The sequence below is a fragment of the Streptomyces sp. NPDC055815 genome (assembly GCF_053616475.1).
Map to the genome: position 1 here is coordinate 1 of NZ_JBSHDU010000008.1, position 19,701 is coordinate 19,701.

Here is a 19,701-nt window from a genome sequence, read left to right on the forward strand (position 1 = left end):
CCCCTTACCGGGGTATCGCCGTAGTCCCTTCGCTGTTCGTGGTGTTCCTGGTGCTCCAACGCCGAGGGCGGAGGCTTGCTCACCCTCCGCGTCCACTGCTGCCGCGGTGGGCGAGCGCCGACGTCCTGGGCGAGTTTGCTGTACCGAGGTGTGGGAGAGCAGGGTCGGCGGCTCGGCTCCGACATCGAGGCCGGTCGGTCGGACCACCACGCGTCTGCGCCGGGCTACGACGCCGCGAGGTCCACGCCGAGCAGTTCGGAGAGAGTGGCCACCGTCTGCCGGGGGTCCTGGTTGTGCACCCCCGCGAGACCGAGCTGTTCTGCGGCCTGGACATACCCTTCGGTGTCGTCGACGAAGACGCACTCCTCGGCGGGCAGATTCATGAGCTTGAGCGTGATCTCGAAGAGCTCGGGGTCAGGCTTACGCAGCAGGTGCTGCTCGGAGATCACCACGACGTCGTACAGCTGCTCAAGCTCGTAGCCGGCGTACAGGTCCCACGGGGTGAGTCCCACACTGTTGGACAGGATGCCCACCTTGATCCCGGCCCGCCTCGCCGCAGCAGCCGCATTGATCATCAGCGGCTCGGGACGAAGGTCGCCGAAGATCCGGCCCATCAGGTTGTCAGCCGGCACGCCCAGCATCTTGCCGGCGAACTCGTTCCACTCAGTCTGGGAGACCGCTCCGCGCTCGAGGTCGCTGGTGATCCGGACGCCCTCCTCGTCCTTGTACAGGGCCGTGAGGCAGGCGCCCTGCGGGAGGCCCTCGCGCTGTTCGAACGCGAGCACTGCGGGCAGCAGCGGAGTGGTGAGAACGCCTCCAAAATCGAGGATGAGGCCCGTGCGGCGGTTGGACATGCGAGAACTCCAGATTGCTGAGATTTCGGACGCCCATCCAGACCGGATAGCGTCACTGCCCGGCTACACGTGGCGACGGGAGTAGAGGTGCGTCGCAGGCCGGGGTGCACTTACGAGGCGGAGCAAGACCTATCAGCCCGCATGACCCACGGTACCAGCCCAGTTCATGTGACGGACGGTGCCAAATCTCACCCGCCGGCCCGCCATTCAAGATCACTATGCAGCCTGGTTTCGATCGTCGGGAAATAGGGCCTGAACCGATAAATCAGACTGTGAAGCTAACAGCAGGCTAGCGGCCTGTTTCGGATTCCACCTCTATGGAGTGCAGGAGAAGTTCCCGAGCTTGATCCGTGGTGATGTGCGAGTAGGCCGTGCTGACTCGCGCAAGCCACGCCGCTTCACTATCGGTGTCAACGAACGGTTTCTCTCTCAGAGGGGCAGTGGCGTACTGGTTGGCTTGCGAGGTGTCAGCGGCCTGGAGTGCAGCCTTAATCCAGTACGCTTCCGCAGCCGGCTCAGGGTCGGGGTGCGATGCGGTGATGTCCTCAGCGACGAACATCAAGTCCCGTGGAACGTAATAGCGCAGCTTCTCGCAAGCGTCAGCGATGTCCTGAGTCCATCGGTCCAGGCGAACATCGATGGGGACGCGTATGTGCCTGAGTTCCGCGAGGCGCCGCCCCGGTGGATACAGGCTCGTCCCGGGAAACGCATCCACCAGGTCAAACCAGAGCGGGTAAGTCCTGTACAGGGTGCGCCAAGTTCTCCACCGGGCCGCCGCCGCGCGTGTGGTGGGAATGCTCGCACCTACGGCAACGATCAGGAACAGCAGGTTCATCCATATCGCTGTGGCGTCTACAAGGAACCGGACCGTGGAGAGACTCAGAGGGAACGCGACCGCAGCCCAAAGGATGGCGATACGCGCCAATGTATGGGTCAGCCCCATCCACATGGAAATCCCCATCAAGCCCAGCCCGACACGCATGCTCGTGTCCTCGACCCGTCGCGCCGCCCTCGTCCACTGGTAGCCGCAGACTGCGGTCGTGATGAGCGGGAAGAAGTAAAACACGGTCATGTAGACCGCGACCCCCCATTGCCCAGCGTGGTCGATGAGGAAGTTCTGGCTCGGCTTTTCGCGGTCCACCACGGTGAAAAACAGGACCGTGAGCAGAATGACGCCTATCGCTCCCGTCCCGTAGGACGCGCGTGCGATCCGGCGGGAGACCGCTACGTGGCGGGGTACGACCGTCTCCGAGCTCCTCCCGTAGCTGGTGGCGACGTAGGTCAGGGCCGCGATGATCGCCGCGGTACTGGCAAAGTGCCTGAGTAGGGCGCTCAGGTCCACTACTGGAATGCGATCCACCGCATCCATTGCTGCCGGCGTGTAGAGCCAGAGAGCCACGGCGAATCCCGCATAACCGCCCCAGAGCGCCCGGCGGTGAGCGTCGGCGTACCGAACTGCAGGGAATCGCCATACGGCGATGAGGGTCATCACGGCCGCAGTAAGGTATTTGATGTAGTCGAACACGGAACCAGTGGGTATCTGCGCCGGCTGCACGTTTCGCCGACCGGAAGGCCAGTCGGCCGCAGCCTCAATTGCCAATAGGTGGACTGTGCGATGTGGCGGAAGCCGTAAGGCCAGGAGCTATGCCTCAGCAGTCGCCAGTCGATCGCGGCTAGAGTCGGCGCCGCGGTGGAGCAGCGACTGGGTGAGCAAGTGAATGCTCCAAGAGGCTGACCATGTCATCTCCCGTGAAGGACTGACGGCGTGCCAGCCGCTTTATCAATGAAGCCGAAAGCTCGGCCTGCTTTTCCTCGGGGCTGCCAAAATCTACGCGCCCTTGAACCAGAGCCGACGGGAAACGTCGAAGGACTTCCTGACGAATGCGCTCAGGGACGTATCGCTCGATCTCTGCATCCGTCAGGGAGGTACCGTGGTTCAGCCACTCGTGCGCGAGCTCATGGAGAATGATGTGCTCGGTTTGATTGCGACTTGAACGGCGGCGATAGAGAATGATCGTGAACTCCGACGCTTTGACCCTGAGGCCGCATGCCGTGCCCAGACCCCCATCAGCGTCATCCAGTGGCACTAGCCGAATCTGACGCCCCAACGCGCCCTCCATGTTCCGCACCAGCGCCTCGACGCTGAAAGGAGCTGGGATAGGGAGATCGGCGAGCAGGCTCTCACATTCCTTCACGAGGGCGCGCCGTGAAGGGTCCCTACGCCAACGCATCGTCGCTCCATTGAAATGCCACTGAGGTGTTCACTGCCAGCCCGCGAGGCGCTAGTAGCCAGGAGCTTGTGCTTGAGGTGCGCGACGGTCGGCCGACGCACGCTGTCTACGCCTAATCGTACAAGGAGGAAAGTGCGATCTACGCAAGACGGGCTGTTGTGAAGGTCACCCAAGCGCGACAGTCTCGCAATCTGGATCCCAAGATCGAAATTTAGTGACGGCGCGTTGATTGAATTTCGAATGCTCTGAGGGGAGTCCGGTCCGCCGCCCTACTTCTTGAGTCGCCTCCAGCAAATGGGGCTGGAGGCGAGGGAGATGAAGGCGTTGTGGAGTTCGGTGCGGCGTTCCCAGCGGACAGCGAGGCGTTTGAACTGGTGGAGCAGGGTCTGCTCGACGCCGCAACGGAGCTCACCCGCCCCTCGATGTTCGGGGCGCTCCTGCGGGAGATGACCGGAAGGATCCGACGCCTGCGCAGTTCGCGGCGGTTGGGGTCGGAGTCGTATCCCTCGTCGCCGAGCGATACGAAATCGACTTGCGCTCTCAGGTCTACGGGCGCACTTGGATCAGCGCGTGAGTACCGCTCGTACGCCAAACAACCCCGGACCGTTCGAGGGCGTCCAGCGTTCCCTGCTCCAGGCCGACGATGACGTCGGACTTCAGGGTCCGGAGCGCCGCGACAGCCCCGGGGAAGTAGACCGTGCGCTCGGCGAACGGCACGGTCGGGTGCCACAGCCGATCGCCCACCAGGCGGCGGTAGTTGAGGTCACCCTTCAGGATCGTGAGCGCGGCATCCGCGAACTCCTCCCGCAGATCCTCGGGCATCTCCTCGTACGGCAGCGGAGCGCAGAAGAACGGGTGGGTGCGGACCTCCAGGCTTCCCGCGGCCATGGCCTTCCAGAGTCGGCCGCCGATCCGGCCGGCTTCGCCGGGTGCCTCGGTGAGGCGGCGCAGGCAGTCGACCACGTCCGCGGTCATCGCGTCGGAGACGTAGTACGGGTAGGGCTTGACGTGAAGTACGACCCGCTTGGCGTGCCCGTGTTCGAGGAGGTGGTCGATGAGGACGAGGTCGGGAATCAGCTCACGTCCCGCATTGTCGGCCACCACAGCGATGGTGGCCGAGGCACCGGCGGGCAAGAGCTCCCACAGTGTGGCGCTGCCGTCGGCAACCAGCGCCGAGACTGCGGCGTCATCCACTGCCCGCTCCCCCGCCGAGACCCGAAAGCCGAGGTCCGCGCGGTTGCCCCAGAGCGAGGCGTGCAGGAGGGCCGTGGCCCGCTCCTCAGCCGGGGCGCTCGCGAGCGCGTCGAGAGCCCGCAGCTCCTCGTCCACCGCGTCGCCTCGCAGTTCGGCCTGCTTGAACGGCGCGAAGGGATCGACTCCCTGCCAAGGGCCAGTACCGAAGTACCCGACCGCGCCCAGGAGCCTGCGGTAGAAGTAGCTCTCCGCCCACAGGAACGGGGCGTCGTACCAGGAGTGCCCGAAGTGCTCCCGCCCCCAGGCCGCCCAGCGCTCGTGGTCGTGGTCCGCGGGGGCGAGTGGTTGGACGACACCGTTGGTGATCTCGTCCAGCAGGGCGTCGAGGGCCTCGTGCTGCCGGCGGCCGTACGGGAAGGCGTCTCGCACCTGCCGGATGAGGGCAGGGTGGCGCTGGGCCAGCACACCCCAGGCGAACGAGCCGGGCTCGTTGCCCAGGACGACCGGAGCACCAACTGGGCCGGCGTCGCGAACAGCCTCGTCGCCCGAGGCGCGGGAAGTCTTCTCTGTCATGGTGCCGAGGCCCTTCGCATGTCACTCATGTGACCATGATCCCCGTGGGCATGCTCGCTGTCAGTCCAGCCCGCCGGTGGCTTCAAGGTGGGTGAGGAAGGTGGCCACGAGGCGTGGACGGGGGACGTGGGGGACGAGCGCGTCGGGCAGGTCGGCTTCCAGGCCCCATTCCGTGTTGAAGGTGATGCTGCTGCCGTCCGGGACGACGCTGCCCCACAGCCACCGGACGAACTCCGCTGCAGCCTGGGCCGTGCAGTCCTCGACGGCGATGCCTTCCGGGGACAGCTTGGCCATGCCCGCCAGCTCCTCCTCGCCGACCGTGATACCGAAGTGCATGACGGACCCGCGAACGGGGCCCTCGTCCCCCTCATCGATACGGACGAACGTATCCGTCTCACGCTCACGCAGCTTGGCCTCGATCCCCTCGTAGGTCAGGCCCCAGGTGGAACCCTCGGCGGGGCCGAAGACATACATGGTGCGGAGTTCGGCCAGTTCGGACGCATCCACGCGCTCGCTCCCCCATCGTGTGCTGCCGTTGGTCAAGGTACGTATCGCGCATCAGCGCGCTGGCTGGCGAGGTGCTGTTCCCAGCCCTCTTCCAGCAGCCAGGCGGCAGCGCTGATTCTCTCCAGTGCCTCATCGGCCGCTTCGTCGTCGAAGTCCCACGTGGCCGAGTGGGTTCGCCACTGGGGGTCGACGTCGTCGATGAGACGGTGCGCGAACGAGTTGCGGCGCTCCCTCAGCCACGACACGTGGTCTTCGAGTTCCTGGCGATCGACGGTGTCCTGCCAGCGCTCGGCGAGCACTCGGGCCTTTCGGGTGAGACCTGCCCTGTGGAGATCCTCGTCGCCCGGTTGGTCGAGCAGCCGATTCATCAGGGACTCCAGTGCGGCGACGGCAGCCACGACGATGACGCCGGCGCTGATCTGGCGTGTGCTTGTGTCGAGTTCGTACGTTGACTCGTCGAGCATCATGTCGCTCTCCCCTTCCCACCCAGCGACCCTGTGACTCCCACTCTCCCGCGTCTCACGGAGCTCGGTCAGCTCCGCATCGATGCTCTTCGCGATCTTGCTGCACAGCCAGGCAAGAGAGGAGAGGCGGTACTCGAAGTCGACGAACTCGATGCGGTTGTGCCGACTGACGAAGTACTCATCGCCGTATGCGAGGAGATACAAGCCATCCTTGGTGTCGTCGCCTCCGTGGCTCTCAAGCTCTGCCTCGGTCATCTGCGTGAACCTCTCGTACGGACCTGACATAACTGATCAGCCTCTCACGCTGGAGCCGATCAGCCTCAGGGATTTCAGGGCAGGCCGATGTCGTGATCTCGCAGGGCTGGATCCGGACGCGTTATGGCGCTTCGGTGACCTTGACCGAGGTCGCCTCCGCTGGTCCCCTTGGGCAGTTGAGCGTCGAACTCGGGGGGCTTCGTGAATGGTCCTGATCTTGGAGCGCTGTGTCGCATGAGTGGCGTGCCAGCAGAAGAGACTCGCTCCCCCAACAAGTGGGCGGATCGCGCATGAGGTTTCGACGCGGGATCTCGATCGCCGTCGTGGCCGCAGGCGGGGTCGTGACGACCATGCTCGTGGGGCTGGTCACGAACGCGGTGTCCGAGTCGGAGTGGCCGGGGTGGCTGGGGTGGCTGCAGAGGCATGCCTGGTTCTCGTTCGTGCTGCTCGGGGGGCTGCTCGTGGTGATGACGGTGTTGGCCGCCCTGTCGGATTCACGGACGACCGTGCGGCAGCCCGAGTCGGCGCCCCAGAACGAGGCCGAGCCGCCGGGAGCCGCGCTCGTATTACAGGCGCTGCCGCGCGACACCGCGGCGTTCACGGACCGTGGCGCCGAGCTGGCGGCGCTTGTGGGGTCGGTACGGGCGGCGCAGGAGAGTGGTGAGGCGCTGCCAGTGCATGTGATCGACGGGATGCCGGGGGTGGGAAAGACGGCGTTCGCCGTGCACGCCGGGCATGTGCTGGCGGAGCGGTTCCCGGACGGGCAGCTGTTCGTGAACCTCAACGGGCACACGACCGGGCGAAGCCCCGTGCAGGCCGGCGAGGCGCTGGCGTCCTTGCTGGCGGCGACCGGAGTGCCCGCGGGGCGTATCCCGGCCGGGGACGACGTGGGGGCGGTCACCGAGGCCAGGGCTGCCATGTGGCGGAGCGGTCTCGCCGGGAAGAAGGCGCTGCTCATCCTCGACAACGCGGCCAGCTATCGGCAGCTGGAGCCGCTGCTTCCCGGCGCGGGCGGCTGCCTGGTGCTGGTGACCAGTCGGAAGCGGCTGGCAGCGCAGGAGGAGGTGGTGCTGCCGGTGGTGGCGCTGCCGCAGGACCACGCCGTCGACTTGTTCGTACGACTCAGTGGGCGGCCGGCGGCGTCGCTCGACCGGGACGTGGTCGCGGAGCTCGTCGGGCTGTGCGGGTATCTGCCGTTGGGCGTGTCCCTGCTCGCGGCGCGGCTGCGGCACCACCCGTCTTGGGGCGCCGAGGACCTCCGCGAGCGGCTGGTGGCCGCGCGGGATCGGCTGGGGGAGCTGCGGGCCGGGGAGCGGGCGGTGGCGGCGACGTTCGAGCTGTCGTACCAGGACATGGAGGAGGAGCACAGACGCTTCTTCCGCGGGCTGGGCTTCTACCCTGGGACCGACCTCGACTCCTATGTCGGTGCCGCGCTCGGCGGCGTGACCGTGGCGGAGGCACGGCGCCAGCTCGACGCGCTGTACGACGCCCACATGATCGACGAACATCCGGGGAGCCGGTACCGGCTTCACGATCTGTTACGTGATTTCGCCCGCGGTCTCGCCGACGAGGGAGGCAGCAGTATGGAGCAGACCGAGGCCGTTCAGCGAGTGTGCCTCTACTACCTGGCCGCTATCGCCGCCGCGAACCGGCACATCGTACGCGGAGGCGTGATCGCGCCCGTACCGCTCGATGAGGCGGCCTCGGTGGAGACCCCACTCATGGAGTCCCGTGCGGCGGCCCTCGGCTGGCTGGAGAACGAGCGGGCCAACGTCCTCGCCTGCATCCGGCGCGCGAGCGGTCTCGCCCTGCACGAGCTCGTCATCCGCATGGCCGCCGCCATGGCCCCGTTCCTGCGGCAGGCCGGCCCCTGGGATCAGGCCGTCGGGCTCCATCGGACAGCCGCCGACGCCGCCCGGCACACCGGCGACCGCAAGGCCCTCGCCGGGGCGCTCGCCGAGCTTGGAGTCGTACGGCGCTTCATGGCCGCCTACCCCGAGGCGGTCGAGGCGCTCAACGAGGCGGTGGAGGAGTACGAGGCCGCGGGCGACCGACGCGGCAAGGCCGACGCGCTGAACCAGGCCGGCATCGTCTGGCTCATGACCGCCGACAACGACGCCTCTGCCCGTGCCCAGACCGAGGCCCTCGCGCTCTACCGCGCGGTGGGCGACAGGCTCGGGCAGGCCAACGCGCTCGCGGACCTCGGCATGGTGCGCCGGCAGACCGGCCGGTTCGACGCCGCCGTGGAGGCCCAGAGCGAGGCGCTGTCGATCTATCGGGAGCTCCACGATCGGTACGGGGAGGCGAACTCCCTCAGGGACCTCGGCGTCGTGCACCGCCTCACGGGCGAGTACGAGCAGGCAACGCGCCGACACCGCGAGGCGTACGACATCTACGTGGAGCTCGACGACCGGACCCACCAGGCGTACGCGCTCAACGAGCTGGGCGTCGTGAGGAGGCTGACGGGCGACGTCGTCGGTGCCCGGGAGGCGCACGACCAGGCGCTGGAGCGCTTCACCGAACTCGGGGAGCGGTTCGGTCGCGCGAACAGCATCCGCAACCTGGGGGCGCTGGAGCGCGTGTCAGGGAGCGCAACGGAAGCGGTCCGGATACTGGAGGAAGCTCTGAGCGCGTTCCGCGATCTCGGCAGCCGTGGTGGGGAGGCCGCTTCCCTGAGCGAGCTGGGCGCTGCCCGTGCGGCGCTCGGCGAGCGGGAGGAGGCCGTCGAGGCGTTCCGGCGGAGCCTGGAACTCCAACGAGAGCTGGGGGACCGCAGTGGCGAGGCCGAGGTGCTGAACCACTGGGGATCCCTGTTGCGCGCCTCCGGGGACATCGAAGCGGCGCGGGGGTACTTCGAGCAGGCCCTCGTCCTGGCTCGGGAGATCCGTTCTCCGCTGGAGGAGGCGCGGGCCCTGGAAGGGGTCGGCCGCTGCGACTGGATCTCGGCCGGGCCCGCGCGAGCAGAGGACGCTCTGCGGAACGCGGCCACCCTCTACCGGCGGCTCGGAGTCGATGCGGCGGCCCAGGAACTCGAAGAGCTGCTCGCCCCACGAGCCGGATAGGCCGGTCGCCACCTGGCCGGAATCTGTATGCCGCCGACGACAACAGCACTGCTACGGTGCCGAGTCGGTCTGTCGCTTCAACCGCCATCGCACACCACGAGGAGCGTTGAATGTCGCCACGTACGCCCATGCTCGCGCCGCCCGTCTACCCAGAATCCATCGAGGGCAATGCCGTCCTGGAACGGATCGCCGCCCGCGTACAGCAGCGGCTCGACGACGAGAAGTCCGCAGGGGACGGCTTCGCTGAGGGCCCTCACGCGGCGTCTCTCATCTGGCCCTGGTGGTTCTGAGCGCCGACGCTCGATGACACTCCTCGAGGAGACCGCACCTTTTCGGACCTTCATCCTCAAGGTCGCGAACCGCTGCAACATCGACTGCGACTACTGCTACGTCTTCAACTCCAAGGACCAGTCGTGGCGGCACCTGCCCGTCCGGCTCGGCGTGGACGTGGCGACGGAGGCAGGCCGGCGCATCGGCGAGCACGCCACGGCGCACGGCCTGCCAGCCGTCCACGTCGTTCTGCACGGCGGGGAGCCGCTGCTGGCTGGCCGCCGGCACGTGGCAGAGCTCCTCGAAGCCGTACGCGAAGGCATCCCGGCGGACGTGAGGGTCCGCTTCGAGCTCCAGACCAACGGAACGCTCCTCACGAAGGCGTGGCTCGACCTTTTCGAGAGGTACGGGGTGGTCGTGGGCGTGAGCCTCGACGGGCCCCCGACCGCGAACGACCGGCACCGGCTGACCCATACCGGGCGGCCCAGCTCGGCCGCCGCCGTTCGCGGCATCGAGCTGCTTCGGGACCGACACCATCTCTTCGCTGGCCTCCTCGCCGTCGTGGACCTGGCCAACGACCCCGTCGAAGTCCATGACTACCTCGCGTCGTTCGGGCCGCCGGTCATCGACTTCGGTCTTCCGCACGCCACCCACGACGACCCGCCGCACCGCGACAACCTCGATGTCCCCGAGTACGGGCTCTGGATGAGCCGGGTGTACGACGCATGGCTCGCCCAGCCCGAGCACCGGCACAGCATCCGGATGCTGGAAGACATCGTGGCGCTCAGCTCCGGCGTGCGCGGTGCCGTGGAGACACTCGGCCTGGCCCCGCCGACGAGCATCGTGATCGAGTCCGACGGGACGATGGAAGGCGTGGACACGCTGCGCTCCGTCGAAGAAGGCGCGTCCCGGCTCGGGCTGGACGTCTTCCAGCACTCCCTCGACGAGGCGTCGCGTCACCCGAAGCTCCTACACAGGGCATACGGACGGGCGGCACTCGCCGAGAAGTGCCAGAGCTGCCCTCTGGTAGAGGTCTGCGGTGGCGGGTACCTCCCCCACCGCTTCAGCGCGGTCGGCGGATACAGGAATCCCTCCGTCTACTGCGCGGACCTGGAGTACCTGATCCGACACGTTCAGGACTCCTTGCGTGCGAGCGGGTGGGACGCGTACGCGCCGCCCGTGCAGCCTCCATGAGACGGCGGGCGTAGCGCCGCCGAGGTGCTGAGCGTTGGAGCCAGTGAGCGAAGTGAAAGACGAACGAGGAACGAGGAGTTGTCCATGACGGTGACGATCCGACCTGCCGAGCAGCGGGACGTCCACGCGGTGGCCGAACTGATCGAGGAGATCGAGCGGTTCTACGGATCGACCGAGATCCAGCCCTTCGAGGAGCGGCGCGCGCAGGTGGAGGAAGCGCTGTTCGGTGCCCCGCCGCTCGCCTCGGCTCTCCTGGTCGAGGACGAGGCCGGGGACATCGTGGGGCTCGCCGCCTACTCCTTCCTCTGGCCGGCCGCGGGCTCCACGCACTCCCTGTTCCTCAAGGAGCTATACGTGCGCGACACTCTGCGCCGCCAGGGCATCGGTGCCCGGCTCATGGACGAACTCCGGGCCCTGGCCGCCGCGCGCCCAGGGTGCGGCCGCGTCGAGTGGATGACGGACCACGACAACCCCGTCGCCCGCGCGTTCTACAAGTCGCTCGGGTTCGCCGAGTTCGATGGGAAGATCGTCTACCGGATCGAGGCGACCGGCACGGCGTGAGGGGACGCGGGGGCTGTGAAGGAAGAACGCTGCGAGCGATGCGAACTCATCGTCGGGCAGGGGTGCTGCTGCCCGACGAACGGAGCCGTTCCGAGGGCGCGGTCCATGTCCTTGCCCAGGCGGGAATGGCGAGGGTTCCCGGCGGACACGATCCTGATCTCGCCCACAGGCTGTGCTCACCTGCCCGGCGCCTGCGACCACCCCTACGAGGAGCTGGTGAAGGCGCCGGGCTGGGGCTGGATCCCTGACCCGCCGACCGGGCTCTGGGGCCGCTTGAGCGAGACGTACCCGGCTGTAGCCACGGAAGGCAACACCGCTCGACAGGCGACGCGGCGGTGCATCCACTGCCAGGAGACGGTCCCGTAGCGGTTCCGCTGCCGTCCGCCGTTCACACCGCGACGCTCAGCACCTCCGTCAGCCGGTTGGCGGTGTCCGGGCCCCCCGTGCGGGCCTGGCACGCCAGGTGAGAGCGGCGTTCTGGGGCACCGCGTACGGCCCGAGTGGGGCTGCGTGGATAGCGCCCGCGGCGGCGGGGCGCTCAGGGCCTGGTGGCGATGACCGCCTCGGTCCGGATCACCTCGTCGAACCGTCCGGACGGCGCGAACGCGAGCAGCGCCTCGCGCAGGTCCTGCTCGAACGCGTCCTTCTTCTCGCCGAGCTGGGCGGGGCTGGAGTAGGAGAGGCTGAAGACCCAGCCGATGACCTCGTCCACGGTGCGGGTCATGGTGTGGTCCCAGCGTGCGGTTTCGACCTGGGAGAACGGGCTGCGGGCGAGGACATCCTGGTGGCGTTCCTTGGGGTGGGTGTAGGTGCCGGAGCCGGCGCGCCGGTCGGGGCCGAGGTAGCGGGTACGGACCTCGTCGACGACCTGCAGCCAGGGGGCGGGCTCCAGGTCGCCGGGGGCGCCGCCGGAGGCGAGGACGATCGCTCCGCCAGGCTCGATGATCCGGTCGAGATCCCGGGCGACCTGGTCACGGTCCATCCAGTGATAGGCCGCGCCCATGACGGTGAGGAGCACGGGCCCGATGTCCATCGCCGGGAGGGTGATGGAGTCGCCCTCGCGCCAGGTGATGTTGGTGAAGCCGCGTTCAGCGGCCAGGCGGCGGCCCTCTTCGAGCATGCCCTTCTCGGGGTCGACGGCGACGACCTCGCTGACGAGTGGGGCGAGTTCGAGGGCGATGATGCCGGGGCCGGCGCCGAGGTCGAGGACGCGCTGGGTGCCGTCGAGGCCGAAGCGGTCGGCAAGCAGGGTGTAGAACTCGGGCGCGTAGCGGGGCCGGAAGGCTGCGTAGTACGGCGCGGTGGACGCGAACAGCTCTTCGGGCTTGTACGAGGGGGTGGAGGAGGTCACGGGTCCAGTCTCTCGCGGTGGTGCGGTCAGGGGCGGGTGATCGGTCAACGAGCCGGGGCGGTGCTCAGGTGCTGCCGCCAGTCGGCCAAGGGGTGGGCGCCGGAGCCCTCGCGGGCGACGGAGCTGTCGGGGTTGCGGTCGCGGGCGCCGAGAAGCTGCCGCTCGACGGCGTCGAGGTCCGGCCGGTCGAGAAAGCCGGGCACGGGGTCGTCGACCGCGTTGAGCCACCGGTAGCCGTACTGCATCATCACGGCCAACCGGTCGTGGCCGGAGCGGTTGAGGCCGCCGGCGTGCCAGGTGCGGTTCTCGAAGAGCACCACGTCGTACGGGCCGATGTCCGGAGTGATCGCGCCGGGCGGGTCGATGTCCCCCTGGGGGACGGCGACGGGCCCGGTACGGGTGTGGCTGCTGGGCACGAACATCGTGAACCCCGCGTCCGGTCCTGGATCGGTGAGGAAGTACGCCACCTTGATCGCCAGGCGGGGCGTGTGCTCGACGCCGAGGTCGGCCACGGTGGAGGACATGTCGCGGTGCCATCCGTGCCGGGACGGCACGCGGATGGTGCGCTGCTCGTCGGGCAGGGACGGCATGGCGATCAGGTTGCTCGACATCAGGTGGATGTTCGGGCTGAGCAGGCCGACGAGGGTGGGCAGGACGGCCGGGTTGGCGACGAGCGGTAGAAAGGCGTCGTCCAGGGCGACGACGCCACGGAAGCCGTCCTTGCCATCGACCGAGCGGTCCCGGCCCACGGTGCGGTCGGTGGCGAGGAGCCGTACGGCGGCCTCGGCCGCGCGGTCGCGGACCTCGGGGGAGAGCGCGCCGCTCAGGATGAGGAGGCCGTCGCGGTCGAAGGCGGCCAGCTGCTTCGGGTCGGGTGTGGACGGCGAGGTGGTCATCGTGGCTTCTTCAGCATCGAGAGCGCCTGGGCGGTGAGCACGGCGGCGGACATGCCGCAGAGCTCCAGCAGGTCGGCGGACGGAAGGGGACGGCCGAGGTCGCGGTAGCCGACTACCCAGACCCGGGCGGCTTCGCCGCGGGCGGCGAGCAGGGCCCGTACAGCCGGGGCTTGCGTGACGGTGGCCAGCAGTACGGGAACGCCGGCGGGGAACAGTCGGGCGAAGGTGCCGTCGGGTAGCGCGGCGGGCCAGGTGTCCGGTTGGCCGAGGACGGTGAGGTCGTTGATGTGCACGTACTGGATACGCGTGTCCGGACGGGCGGCGGCGAGCTGGCCGGCCGCGGCGGACAGCTCGCGCGCCGCGACGTCGCCGGCGGAAGCGAGGACGATGTCCGGGTGCTCCTGACCGGGGGTACTCAGGTGGGGCCAGATCGCAGCGCCGTTCGTCATCTCCTCGCGGAAGGTGTCCGGCGGGAACGTGAGCGTGTGGTGCTTGTCGGCGATCAGGAAGTTCGCCCGGTCCCGCCCGGTGAGCATGGCCGTGAGGGTCGCGGCCGCGCGGGTGGCGTCGGCCGGGGTGTAGACGTGCACGGTGGGGTTCTCGGTCTCCAGCATCGCGGAGACGAGCCCAGGGTTCTGGTGGGTGTAGGTGTTGCGCCAGCCCAGCGAGGTGATCAGGTAGTTGATGTTCGGCAGCCCGCCCATGCCGGTCGCGGTCCGCGCACTGCGGTGCTTGAGGTGCTGGACGAGCGGGCTGGTGTTGACCGCCGCGAACGCCTCGTACGTGGCCAGAAGCGCGTCGCGGCCCGTCTCGGTGTAGCCCTGGAGCCAGGCTTGGCAGATCTCCTCGTTGAGGATCTCGCTCGCCCATTCCGGCAGCCGGTCGTCCCCGGCGTCGGCCAGGCGCAGCCGGTTGGAGGCCGCCTCGTCCGGGCTGAACAGCCGGAACGAACCGGCGGCGGCGCGCTCGCGTATCACGGCGCTGACCAGCGGCCACGCTGGCTCTCCGCGGACAGCGAGCGGCGCGACCGGTGGGGCAGGGCGGGGCCGGGGCGGCGGGTGTGGCAGCGCCTGCCGTACGAGGTCGGACGGCTGCCCGCGGTCGGTGAACAGAGAGGCGGGCTCGTACGAGGCCAGCCAGGCGGCGAGGGCGGCGAACTCCTCCCGGTTGCGGGCGGGGTCCTTCAGCGGGGTCTTGTGGACGGCCGGGGTTCCGGCGATCTGGCGGCCCGCGACCTGCTCGGGGCCGGTCGCGCCCTTGGACATGGTCAGGACGATGACCGGCTGCGGCCGGGCGACACCGAGCGGCCGCAGCCTGGCGAACACCTTGGCCAGGACCGTCCGGAAGCCGGCGGCGTCGGAGCCGTCGTGGAGGAACGGCTCGTACCCCAGGCCGGTGAAGTACGCGCGCAGTTCGTTCTCGTCGAGCCCGGACAGGATGGAGGGGCCGCCCATCCGCAGGCCATTGGCCAGCACGACGGGCAGTACGGCGCCGTGCAGCCCGGACCCGAGCAGCGCCCGCCGGGCCGTCCACGCGGCCGCGGCAGCGCCGGTCTCCAACTCCCCGTCGCCGAGCAACGCGACCACCAGGCGGTGCGGGGCGTCCAGGACCATGCCCTGCGCGACGGCGAGTGCCGGCCCGAGCTGGCCGCCGGTGTAGCGCACGCCGGGGATCAGCGGAGTGATCTCTCCGCCGTAGGCGCGGGTGTGGGGGAAGCCCTCGGCGAGCGCGCGCAGGTCTGCGGCGGACCAGCCCGGGCCGTTGCCGGTCAGGGTGAGGGTCTTGGTCAGGTACGCGTGAGCCAGCGCCGACGGCCCGGCGTGGCCGGCGCCGTGGACGACCAGGACTTCACTGCCGGGGGGCCGCCATGCGGTGAGCGGCCCCAGGTGCGCGAGCATGCAGTTCACCGGCGGGCACACCCCCCAGTGTCCGCTCGGCGCCTCCTTCACGTCCTCCACCCGCAGCGGCCGGGCGGGCAGCACGTTGTCGTTCAGGTACAGCTGCGCGGCGCACAGGTAGTTCAGCGCCCGCCACGCGGCCGTCACGGCCGCGTCCGGCACACGGGCCGCGGCGTGCGCGGCGGCCTGGCTCCAGTCGGGGAAGTCGCCCGGGCCCGCCACGGCGGCGGGCCCGGGGAGCAGGGCGATCTTGGTCACCGTGCCGTCCCCTTCCGCGCGGCGACGGCGTCCACGGCGGCGGTGACCCGCCCGGACCGGATCTCCTCGGTGCCGGCCTCGGTGATCAGGTGGAGGATCTGCGCCTGCTCGTGGGCGGGCACCGCGCCCCAGTCTAGCCCGGCCCGTTCCAGGGCGGCGGCCAGGTCCTCGGGCACGCTGCGCGGAGTGCGGTCCCGCAGGCCCCGCACCGTCAGCGGCACGCCGGTCACGCCGTCGGCGACGGCCGCGTACGGCACCGCGGCCTGCCCGCGCAGTGCGTAGGCCACGACGGTCCTGGAGCTGCCGGTGGGGAAGGTGACACGTAGCTGGGTACCGCGCTGGCCGACCGGTCCGCGGCAGGGCAGCAGCAGGAAGTCCCGGCCGCCGATCCGCTCCGGCCGGGCCACCACACGCACGACGTCAGATGCGGCCGGCAGCGGTAGCAGGACCAGCGGATTCGGACCGGCTTGGTCGCGCTCGGACAGCTGGGGCGGTCGGGTGACGGCGATGATGCCGCCCTGGCCGGCCCCGGCGCGCCGCGCCGCCTTGTGCGTGAAAAGGGTGCGATCGACCGCCGCGAGCAGGCTGTCGGTGAACCTGTGCTTCCACCCGCGCTGCCGCTCGGCGGGCAGGTCGCCGGCGGTGACGAACATCAGGGCGAAGGAGACCGTCACCGGCAGCACGGCGCTGAGCCGGTCTCGCAGGATCCCGAGGGCCTGGTGGAACTGGGCGGCGTCGTCCACGACTGCGGCAAGGATCACCTCGTCGCCGCCGAAGGTCGCCGCGCAGCCGGAGTCGAAGGGCTGCTCGCGGAACCACGCGCGGGTCGTGGCCCCCACGGTCGCCATGACCTCGTTGCCGGCCAGGTGCCCGTAGGAGGTCGGGTTGGTGGAGTTCGTCCGCTCCACGTGGTCCTTCAGCCCGTCGACGTCCCCGATCGCCAGCGCCACCAGCCGCCCCGCCTCCAGCGCGGCGGCCAGGCAGCGCGGGATGTGGCTGTGGAAGTCGGGGAACGCGACCAGGCCGGTGACCGCGTCCTCGCGGCTGCCCTCGCACCAGGTGCGCAGCGGCAGCTGACTGGGGTCGAACAGCGGCACGGACGAGGTCAGCGGGTCGGGGACAGAGGGTTTTGCCGGACGGGATGTACGCGACGTACTGGACGGCTCCATCAGCCGGCCACCTCCGATGTGATTGTGCCGGTCGCCGCCCGGGCGGGCAGCAGCAGCGGGAGGGCGTTGAGGGAGTGCAGGCGCGGCGTGCTCGCGGCCGGCATCAGCGGCCCGTTCGTGTGGTGCCGGTCCACCCAGGCCGTGTGCCAGCCGGCCGCCGCGGCCCCGCGTACGTCGGCGCTCATCGAGTCGCCGACGTGCAGCAGCTCTCCCGGCCGCAGCCCGCTGGCGTGCTCGACGGCGGCGAACGCCTCCAGCTCGGGCTTGATCGCGCCGGTGCGCGCCGAGTAGAAGACTCCGTCCAGCAGCTCGCGGAACGCGGGAGGATCCTGTTCGGGCACTGAGGAACCAAGCGCGTTGGTCAGGGCGTACAGGGCGTAGCCCCTCGCCCGCAGCTCGGCGAGCATGTCCGGCACGTCCGGGTACAGCCGCGGGTTCTCGGCCCGGCGCCGGGCCCGCTCCAACACTTCGGCAAGCCGGTCGGCCAGTGCGGGCCGCCCGAAGTCCGCCGCAAGTTCGTGCGCCAGGTCCTTCGGGGTGACCAGGCGCCGCTTGGCTCCCTTGCCCATCAGAACACGGGCCTCCTCCAAGGAGATGCCGAGGACTTCGGCGACCTGGCCGGTCGTGGCCACCGCCTCGGGCCGTACCAGCGTGCCGCCCAGGTCGAAGCAGACCGCCCGCACCTCAGGCCACATCACCTGGCCAGTCACGACCCGACCGCCCATACCGGAAGGGGCGAGGTGGTGACTGGCGGCGGGGTGAGCCCGGCCCCGGGGGCGGACGGCAGCATTCCCGCCTCCACGACGACGGCCTCGGCGAACACTTGCTGCCGCAGCGGCTCCAGCGTCAGATGCCACTCCACCGCAGGGACCTTGTCCCGGCAGCACGCGCCGGCCAGCGCGAGCGCCGCCCACAGCCGGTCGCCGTGCGGGAACGTCGCCATTCCCAGATCGGCGGCGACCTCGGTGGTGTGCAGGGAGCGGGCCAGCCCGCCCGACCACCCCGGGTCGGTCTGCCACACGTCCACCACCCCGCCGGCCAGCAGCCGCGTTTGCTCGTGCTCGTCGACCGCGTGCTCACCGGCGGCCATCGGCACCCGAACCCCCGCCGAACGCACCTGGGCCCAGGCGAAGCCGCCCGGCTCCAGCAGCTCCTCGGCGAAGGTGACCTCCAGGTCGGCCAGCACGGGCAGCAGGGTGAGCGCCTCGTCCAGTCGGCACCGGCGCAGCCCGTCGACCATGAACCTTCCCTCGCCCGCCGCCTCCCGCAACGCCCCCAGCACCCGGCCAACTACCCGCGGCCCCTGGCGCAGCAGCTCCTTCGTGAGCGGCCACTTCTGCCCCCAGAACCCCTGCTCGGCGATCCACGCCGCCGCCTTCACCGCCTCCGGGTGAGCCGGGTCCAGGCCGAGCGTGGACGCGTACGCCGGCACCCGGGCCCGCACCGTGCCGCCCAGCAGGTCCGACGCCGTTCGACCCGAGGCCCGCGACGCCAGATCCCAGCACGCCAACTCAACCGCTGAGGCCGCCTGCCGGGCGTGCGCCCCATGCTGGTGCCGCCCCGCCCGCTGCCGGTAGACGAGCTTGCGCGGTGCCGCCGCATCGTGCCCGACCAGCCCGTCGGCGAGGGTGTCCACGACGAGCCGCGCCACGCTCTCTCCCACGGGCGCGTGCCAGCCAGATACCCCGTCACCCACTACCTCGATCGCGAACCGCGTCCGGTGCTCGGGCCACGACGGCCCCGCCGGGGCCACCGCCACGGCCGCGATCGCATCCGGTAGGCCCTCCGGCAGACCGGCCGGCTGCCCGGCCACCGGCCACACCCGCACCGCCCGCACCACCGTCATGGCGCCGCTGTCCTGCCCGGCCATCAGATCCGCGCCCCGGTCAGCTGCTCCCCGGCGAACGTGTACGCCCACGGCGAGCGGTAGTTCTGCCACCACTGTGGGCGCAGCCCCGTCTCCGCGAACAGTTCCTCGACCGCTCGGCGCATCGTCAGGTTCCACTCGATCGTGTCCGACCCGGGCGTGCGGTATACGTCCATGTACGGGTTGTGGGCCTGGTACGTCTGGAACCGCGGGAACGCCGTGGTCACCGGCACCAACCGCTTCAGGTTCTCCACGGCCTCCTCGATCGGGTCCAGGCCCACGATGTAGGTGAAGTCCGTGGTGATGCCCCGCTCCTTCGCCGCCCCGAGCGTCTCGACCATCTGGTCCACCGTCAGCGCGGCCTTGGACTGCTTGAGGATGTTCGCCCGGTTGGTGAAGCACTCCACCGTCAGTGTCAGGTGGAACGGGCCGAGCTCGGCGGCCCGGTACAGGCCCTCCTCACTGGTGAGGACCGACGACAGGAAGTGCAGGGTCCCCTCGCAGCCGGTGCTGCGCATCGCGGCGCGCACGCCCTCCAAGTGCTCCAGGGCCAGGTGCTCGTAGAGGAAGCAGCCAGTGCACACCGTGACGGTCTCGACCCCCGACAGGTCCACCATGCCGGAGTTCGCCGCGAGGGTGGCGAAGTAGCCGGGCAGGTCGAGTTCGCGGATCGCCGGGTCCGAGGCGCCCTCCAGCGTGTTCGGGCAGAAGGTGCACCCGGTGCACTGGGAGCGCTGGTTCGAGTTGAGGGTGAGCATCTTGGTGCCGTTGCGCCAGTAGCCCAGCACGGCGTCGTCGTCCTCGATGCCGGCGACCGTGCCGACCCGCTCGCCGTGCAGGCGCAGCTCGTGCTCGTCGATCTCGAAGGGCGAGTCCTCGCGGCCCAAGGACAGGATCAGGTACGACGGGTCGGCCGGCCGCGAGTCCAGTTCCAGCCGAAGCCGCATCCGCGGCTTGTCCAGCGGCGAGCGCGCCCCGCAGCTGTTCAGCGCGAGAAGCAGGACGTCCTCGCGGTTGATCTTCCACTCACGGGCCACCTCTTCCAGGTGGCTGACGGATTCGAGCATCGGCTTCCCTCTCTGATGTCTGGTGTCTTG

17 protein-coding genes are annotated in these 19,701 nt (G+C 69.7%); 4 read left to right on the forward strand and 13 right to left on the reverse strand.

Translation table 11 applies throughout. The features are described 5' to 3' along the window. Nucleotides 1-224: 224 nt before the first annotated feature. The 6 genes from ACWGN5_RS08060 to ACWGN5_RS08085 all read right to left on the reverse strand — a co-directional run bounded on the left by ACWGN5_RS08060 (nucleotide 225) and on the right by ACWGN5_RS08085 (nucleotide 6,078). Complete coding sequence (locus ACWGN5_RS08060; protein WP_453512286.1) at nucleotides 225-854, reverse strand: HAD-IA family hydrolase; 630 nt, start codon at nucleotides 852-854, stop codon at nucleotides 225-227. A gap of 289 nt (nucleotides 855-1,143) precedes the next feature. After that, nucleotides 1,144-2,379 carry an MAB_1171c family putative transporter gene (locus tag ACWGN5_RS08065; protein WP_453512288.1) on the reverse strand — a complete coding sequence of 412 codons (1,236 nt, stop codon included), beginning with the start codon at nucleotides 2,377-2,379 and terminating at the stop codon, nucleotides 1,144-1,146. A gap of 148 nt (nucleotides 2,380-2,527) precedes the next feature. Then, entirely contained in the window at nucleotides 2,528-3,049 is a 522-nt protein-coding gene (locus ACWGN5_RS08070; protein ID WP_453512291.1) for a hypothetical protein, read from the reverse strand. A gap of 582 nt (nucleotides 3,050-3,631) precedes the next feature. Beyond that, a complete protein-coding gene (locus tag ACWGN5_RS08075; protein WP_453512294.1) occupies nucleotides 3,632-4,852 on the reverse strand; it encodes a damage-control phosphatase ARMT1 family protein in 1,221 nt (406 codons plus the stop codon). Nucleotides 4,853-4,912: 60 nt separating this feature from the next. After that, nucleotides 4,913-5,359 (reverse strand): hypothetical protein, encoded by a 447-nt coding sequence (locus ACWGN5_RS08080; protein WP_453512296.1) that lies wholly within the window; start codon nucleotides 5,357-5,359, stop codon nucleotides 4,913-4,915. Between the two features lie 32 nt (nucleotides 5,360-5,391). Continuing rightward, nucleotides 5,392-6,078, reverse strand: a complete 687-nt coding sequence (locus tag ACWGN5_RS08085; RefSeq protein WP_453512298.1) for a hypothetical protein — start codon at nucleotides 6,076-6,078, stop codon at nucleotides 5,392-5,394. 290 nt (nucleotides 6,079-6,368) lie between these two features. Between ACWGN5_RS08085 and haaT the strand changes: the two genes are divergently transcribed. The 4 genes from haaT (at nucleotide 6,369) to haaN (ending at nucleotide 11,165) form a co-directional block, all read left to right on the forward strand. Further along, nucleotides 6,369-9,140 carry a cyclophane-containing RiPP biosynthesis TPR protein HaaT gene (gene haaT, locus ACWGN5_RS08090; protein WP_453512301.1) on the forward strand — a complete coding sequence of 924 codons (2,772 nt, stop codon included), beginning with the start codon at nucleotides 6,369-6,371 and terminating at the stop codon, nucleotides 9,138-9,140. A gap of 110 nt (nucleotides 9,141-9,250) precedes the next feature. After that, nucleotides 9,251-9,430 (forward strand): HaaA family cyclophane-containing RiPP peptide, encoded by a 180-nt coding sequence (gene haaA / locus ACWGN5_RS08095; RefSeq protein WP_453512304.1) that lies wholly within the window; start codon nucleotides 9,251-9,253, stop codon nucleotides 9,428-9,430. Between the two features lie 13 nt (nucleotides 9,431-9,443). After that, nucleotides 9,444-10,604: an FxsB family cyclophane-forming radical SAM/SPASM peptide maturase gene (locus ACWGN5_RS08100; RefSeq protein ID WP_453512306.1), complete on the forward strand. Its 1,161-nt coding sequence runs from the start codon at nucleotides 9,444-9,446 to the stop codon at nucleotides 10,602-10,604. 84 nt (nucleotides 10,605-10,688) lie between these two features. Continuing rightward, complete coding sequence (haaN, locus tag ACWGN5_RS08105) at nucleotides 10,689-11,165, forward strand: cyclophane-containing RiPP N-acetyltransferase HaaN (protein WP_453512308.1); 477 nt, start codon at nucleotides 10,689-10,691, stop codon at nucleotides 11,163-11,165. A 538-nt stretch (nucleotides 11,166-11,703) separates the two neighbouring features. On the opposite strand, the gene ACWGN5_RS08110 is transcribed toward haaN, so the two are convergent. The 7 genes from ACWGN5_RS08110 to ACWGN5_RS08140 form a co-directional block, all read right to left on the reverse strand. Further along, nucleotides 11,704-12,516, reverse strand: coding sequence for a class I SAM-dependent methyltransferase (locus tag ACWGN5_RS08110; RefSeq protein WP_453512310.1), 813 nt, complete (start codon nucleotides 12,514-12,516; stop codon nucleotides 11,704-11,706). Between the two features lie 44 nt (nucleotides 12,517-12,560). Beyond that, entirely contained in the window at nucleotides 12,561-13,412 is an 852-nt protein-coding gene (locus ACWGN5_RS08115; protein WP_453512313.1) for a phytanoyl-CoA dioxygenase family protein, read from the reverse strand. Beyond that, nucleotides 13,409-15,568: a phosphoketolase family protein gene (locus ACWGN5_RS08120; RefSeq protein ID WP_453512315.1), complete on the reverse strand. Its 2,160-nt coding sequence runs from the start codon at nucleotides 15,566-15,568 to the stop codon at nucleotides 13,409-13,411. The genes ACWGN5_RS08115 and ACWGN5_RS08120 overlap by 4 nt, the downstream gene beginning before the upstream one ends. Beyond that, nucleotides 15,565-16,665 carry a hypothetical protein gene (locus ACWGN5_RS08125; RefSeq protein WP_453512317.1) on the reverse strand — a complete coding sequence of 367 codons (1,101 nt, stop codon included), beginning with the start codon at nucleotides 16,663-16,665 and terminating at the stop codon, nucleotides 15,565-15,567. Before ACWGN5_RS08125 ends, ACWGN5_RS08120 begins: the two co-directional genes overlap by 4 nt. A 71-nt stretch (nucleotides 16,666-16,736) precedes the next feature. Continuing rightward, entirely contained in the window at nucleotides 16,737-17,447 is a 711-nt protein-coding gene (locus ACWGN5_RS08130; RefSeq protein WP_453512320.1) for an HAD family hydrolase, read from the reverse strand. Beyond that, on the reverse strand, nucleotides 17,444-18,607 hold the full coding sequence (locus ACWGN5_RS08135) for an enolase C-terminal domain-like protein (protein ID WP_453512322.1): 1,164 nt from the start codon (nucleotides 18,605-18,607) through the stop codon (nucleotides 17,444-17,446). The genes ACWGN5_RS08130 and ACWGN5_RS08135 overlap by 4 nt, the downstream gene beginning before the upstream one ends. Further along, complete coding sequence (locus ACWGN5_RS08140; protein WP_453512324.1) at nucleotides 18,607-19,671, reverse strand: radical SAM protein; 1,065 nt, start codon at nucleotides 19,669-19,671, stop codon at nucleotides 18,607-18,609. The genes ACWGN5_RS08135 and ACWGN5_RS08140 overlap by 1 nt, the downstream gene beginning before the upstream one ends. Between the last annotated feature and the right edge of the window lie 30 nt (nucleotides 19,672-19,701).

Coding starts and splice junctions, on each gene's coding strand:
- ACWGN5_RS08060 (WP_453512286.1), bottom strand. CDS start 854: ATGTCCAACCGCCGCACGGGCCTCATCCTCGATTTTGGAGGCGTTCTC.
- ACWGN5_RS08075 (WP_453512294.1), bottom strand. CDS start 4,852: ATGACAGAGAAGACTTCCCGCGCCTCGGGCGACGAGGCTGTTCGCGAC.
- ACWGN5_RS08085 (WP_453512298.1), bottom strand. CDS start 6,078: ATGACCGAGGCAGAGCTTGAGAGCCACGGAGGCGACGACACCAAGGAT.
- haaT (WP_453512301.1), top strand. CDS start 6,369: ATGAGGTTTCGACGCGGGATCTCGATCGCCGTCGTGGCCGCAGGCGGG.
- haaA (WP_453512304.1), top strand. CDS start 9,251: ATGTCGCCACGTACGCCCATGCTCGCGCCGCCCGTCTACCCAGAATCC.
- ACWGN5_RS08100 (WP_453512306.1), top strand. CDS start 9,444: ATGACACTCCTCGAGGAGACCGCACCTTTTCGGACCTTCATCCTCAAG.
- haaN (WP_453512308.1), top strand. CDS start 10,689: ATGACGGTGACGATCCGACCTGCCGAGCAGCGGGACGTCCACGCGGTG.
- ACWGN5_RS08115 (WP_453512313.1), bottom strand. CDS start 13,412: ATGACCACCTCGCCGTCCACACCCGACCCGAAGCAGCTGGCCGCCTTC.
- ACWGN5_RS08135 (WP_453512322.1), bottom strand. CDS start 18,607: ATGGCCGGGCAGGACAGCGGCGCCATGACGGTGGTGCGGGCGGTGCGG.
- ACWGN5_RS08140 (WP_453512324.1), bottom strand. CDS start 19,671: ATGCTCGAATCCGTCAGCCACCTGGAAGAGGTGGCCCGTGAGTGGAAG.